We start from the raw sequence: 893 nt of genomic DNA, 5'->3' as shown, positions 1-893 counted from the left end.
CACCTTCAACGGCTTACAGAACGCTCCCCTACCACTCATCCTAAGATGAATCCGCAGCTTCGGTGCATAGTTTAGCCCCGTTACATCTTCCGCGCAGACCGACTCGACCAGTGAGCTATTACGCTTTCTTTAAAGGATGGCTGCTTCTAAGCCAACCTCCTGGCTGTCTGGGCCTTTCCACATCGTTTCCCACTTAACTATGACTTTGGGACCTTAGCTGGCGGTCTGGGTTGTTTCCCTCTTCACGACGGACGTTAGCACCCGCCGTGTGTCTCCCGGATATTACTTTACGGTATTCGGAGTTTGCAAAGGGTTGGTAAGTCGGGATGACCCCCTAGCCTTAACAGTGCTCTACCCCCGTAAGTATTCGTCCGAGGCTCTACCTAAATAGATTTCGGGGAGAACCAGCTATCTCCCGGTTTGATTAGCCTTTCACTCCTAACCACAAGTCATCCCCTAACTTTTCAACGTTAGTGGGTTCGGTCCTCCAGTTGATGTTACTCAACCTTCAACCTGCTCATGGCTAGATCACCGGGTTTCGGGTCTATACCTTGCAACTATTCGCCCAGTTAAGACTCGGTTTCCCTACGGCTACCCTAATCGGTTAACCTCGCTACAAAATATAAGTCGCTGACCCATTATACAAAAGGTACGCAGTCACCCAACAAGTGGGCTCCTACTGCTTGTACGTACACGGTTTCAGGTTCTATTTCACTCCCCTCACAGGGGTTCTTTTCGCCTTTCCCTCACGGTACTGGTTCACTATCGGTCAGTTGGGAGTATTTAGCCTTAGATGATGGTCCACCTATATTCAGTCAAAGTTTCACGTGCTCCGACCTACTCGATTTCACTTAAAATGTCTTTTCATGTACGGGACTATCACCCTGTATCGT

General features: G+C 49.3%; 1 rRNA gene. It reads right to left on the bottom strand.

The features are described 5' to 3' along the window. Positions 1 to 893 (bottom strand): 23S ribosomal RNA (locus tag AAEY55_RS18100); the annotation flags it as partial.

Source organism: Pseudoalteromonas sp. 120-MNA-CIBAN-0494 (assembly GCF_040308885.1).
GTDB lineage: Bacteria > Pseudomonadota > Gammaproteobacteria > Enterobacterales > Alteromonadaceae > Pseudoalteromonas > Pseudoalteromonas nigrifaciens.
Note: the sequence above shows the minus strand (reverse complement) of the source record. Positions and strands in the feature narration are given on the sequence as shown.